Genomic DNA, 2581 nt, shown 5'->3' on the forward strand with positions numbered 1-2581 from the left:
GTTCGATCTGCATCGCCAGCTCGAAAGCCCGCGCGAACACCGATGCGATCTCGCCGGGCCCGTGCTCGATCAACTGTTCCAAGACCGCCTCAAGCGCCGTATCCTTCCGCCTGTCCATTCGTTCTTCTCCATGGTTGTGTTGCAAGGCCATGGAATACCAGAATGGGCAGCTTGTGCTGGAGGCGCCCCAGCACGAGCTCACGCCCCGCGTCTCAAGCGAATTTCCAGACCTGAGGGTACAGTACCTTATTCCGTGCCGGTTGCTTACGGCCACCGCGACGTCTGGATCAGGGGCTATGTCGATCAGGTCGTTATCGGCTGCGGTGGTGAAGTCATCGCACGCCATCCCCGCTGCTACGGTCGCGAGGACATGGTCTTTGATCCAATGCATTACCTGCCGCTAATCGAGCGCAAGATCAACGCTTTGGATCAGGCAGCACCTCTGGCGGAATGGGACTTGCCGCCGGAGTTTGCGACCCTGCGCCGCCTGATGGAAGCGCGGATGATCAAGGCGGGACGCCGCGAGTATGTCCAGGTTCTGCGCCTTCTGGAGACCTTCGACATCGTCGATCTCCATGCCGCCGTGAAGAAGGCCCTGCAACTGGGCGCGGTCGGCTTCGATGCGGTCAAGCACCTCGTTCTCTGTCAGGTCGAGAGGCGGCCGCCGAAGCTCGACCTCGACGTCTACCCCTACCTGCCGCGTGCCGATGTCGCGACCACCTCGGCGGCCAGCTACATGTCTCTGCTGTCGGAGGATGCGGCATGACCGACACCCCGAAGATCCTGCTCGCGGAGCATCTGAAGACGTTGAAGCTGCCTACCTTGCCTCGCGGGAGTATGAAAAGCTCGCCCGCCAGTGCGCCGCCGAGGGGCTGGATCATGTCCAGTTCCTGGCGCGTCTGGTCGAGCTGGAACTGATCGACCGCGAGCGGCGAATGATCGAGCGCCGCATCAAGGCCGCGAAGTTCCCGGCCACCAAGAGCCTGGACAGCTTCGACTTCAAGGCGATCCCGAAGCTCAACAAGATGCAGGTGCTGGAGCTTGCCCGGTGTGAGTGGATAAATCGGCGCGAGAACGTCATCGCCCTCGGCCCGAGCGGCACGGGCAAGACCCATGTTGCCCTCGGGTTGGGGTTGGCCGCCTGCCAGAAAGGGCTGTCGGTCAGCTTCACCACCGCCGCGACCCTAGTCAACGAGCTGATGGAGGCGCGCGACGAGCGCCGTCTGCTCCGCCTGCAAAAGCAGCAGGCCGCCGTCAAGCTGCTCATCATCGACGAACTGGGCTTCGTGCCGCTGAGCAAGACCGGCGCAGAGCTCTTGTTCGAGCTGATCTCGCAGCGCTATGAGCGCGGCTCCACGATGATCACCAGCAACCTGCCGTTCGACGAATGGACCGAAACCTTCGGCACCGAACGCCTGACCGGCGCACTGCTCGACAGGCTGACACACCACGTCAACATCCTCGAGATGAACGGCGACAGCTATCGGCTCGGCCAAAGCCGCGCCCGAAAGGCCCAAGCCAGAACCTGATCACCCGCCACAGGATTGGCCCTGCGGGCCAATGCGCCATGGCACGCGCCAGCTATGCGGCAAGCGCGCGCGCCATGGCGCTTGGCGCCCTGTCGCTGGCCTGGTTTTGCGCCGCCGCGTGGCCGGTTTTTACTCCGCCGTTGACACCAGCATCGCGGCCCTTCTGAGCTTCTTGCGAAAGACCACGCTGCCTCTGGCGTCAGCACCGTGGACCTGGAACACATTCTTCGCGAGATCCAATCCGACCGTGGTAATCTCCGACATGACCGCCTCCGAAAATGGATTGTTGCGATTCCACCTTGGCACGTTGATGCCGTCGGGGGCGGTTACAGCATCAAAGCCCATCTGAGCGATATACCTTTCCTGCGGACCCTTCTCTCGGCACCTAACCCGCATAATTCATGAAGCTGCGGACTTGTGCTCCGTGGGATGGTTTCCCCGGTCTCGGTTTTCTTGCGCGCACCCGGTGTTTGCGTCCGGTTGGCATGCCGGCCGGTGACTTGGGTCTTGGGCGATACGGGTTGATGTTTCTGGGTTTGTCGGGGCGCTTGCGTCAGGCTGTTTTCGGTGGGGCGAGGGCGTCGAAGAGAAGGAGGAGAAGTCCCTTTCGGGGACACGATGCCGGCAGGGTCACGATGATCCGGGTCTTCTTTTCGACGATGGTGGCGGCCAGTCTGACGAGATGCAGCCGCAGCGTATCGAACTGGGCGCGGCGCCATGGTGGACGTTTTGGGCAAGCCGCGCGAAGCTTCCACCAGACCCAGTAGGCGCAGCCGTGCAGCATCAGGCGCATCTGGCTGGCGTTCGCCTTTGAGCACGACGTCCGGTCTGATGCGAGGTGGGCCTTCCACGCCTTGATGTGGTTCTCGGCCTGGCCGCGAGCGGAGTAGAGCTTCTCGTAAAGGTGCTTACCGCGACCGCCCTCGAGGTTGGTGACGATGTAGCGGGTGTCCCGACCCATGGGACCAACCTCGACGCGGGCGATGACGCGGCGGGGTTTCGACCACGACCGAGCCGCGTAGGAGAAGGTTTTGAACCGGCGCAGCTTCTGA

The 2581-nt window shown here is 62.7% G+C and carries 1 protein-coding gene and 3 pseudogenes; 2 read left to right on the forward strand and 2 right to left on the reverse strand.

The window, feature by feature from the left end:
* Positions 1 to 238 precede the first annotated feature (238 nt).
* A pseudogene (locus tag JSE7799_RS13300) lies at positions 239 to 766 on the forward strand (Mu transposase domain-containing protein); the annotation flags it as partial.
* Positions 763 to 1529: pseudogene (gene istB / locus JSE7799_RS13305) on the forward strand (IS21-like element helper ATPase IstB). The pseudogenes JSE7799_RS13300 and istB, both read left to right, overlap by 4 nt.
* 147 nt (positions 1530 to 1676) lie before the next feature.
* Here the strand turns inward: istB and JSE7799_RS20580 are convergent.
* A pseudogene (locus tag JSE7799_RS20580) lies at positions 1677 to 1793 on the reverse strand (IS110 family transposase); the annotation flags it as partial.
* Between the two features lie 289 nt (positions 1794 to 2082).
* Positions 2083 to 2581: transposase (locus JSE7799_RS13315; RefSeq protein ID WP_144431702.1), on the reverse strand; the 499-nt coding region annotated here is incomplete at its 5' end.

Source organism: Jannaschia seosinensis (assembly GCF_001408515.1).
Classification (GTDB): Bacteria; Pseudomonadota; Alphaproteobacteria; order Rhodobacterales; family Rhodobacteraceae; genus Jannaschia; species Jannaschia seosinensis.